Below are 247 nucleotides of genomic sequence, written 5' to 3'. Positions count from 1 at the left end.
TGTGGGGAGGCTTTCTCAGCGTTACGGCCGCCGGACAGGTCTTTCAGCCGGATTTATGATTGGCGGACTGGGAGCGATAGGAGTCATCATTGCGGCTATTTTAAATAGTGTGTTTCTGCTGTTTGCTTCTTTGATTATTTATGGTGCGGGAACAGCGACAAATCTGCAGGCCCGTTATGCGGGTACGGACTTGGCAAATCATAAACAGCGGGCGACTGCTGTCAGTATGACTATGGTTTTTACCACA

Annotated in this window: 1 pseudogene; it reads left to right on the top strand. The window is 49.4% G+C overall.

Annotation, left to right across the window (positions count from 1 at the left end):
• A pseudogene (locus G9F48_RS19515) lies at positions 1 to 247 on the top strand (MFS transporter); the annotation flags it as partial.

The sequence above is a fragment of the Bacillus sp. EKM420B genome, from assembly GCF_011065565.1.
GTDB lineage: Bacteria > Bacillota > Bacilli > Bacillales > Bacillaceae > Bacillus > Bacillus velezensis.
This window is presented reverse-complemented; position numbering and strand designations above follow the sequence as displayed.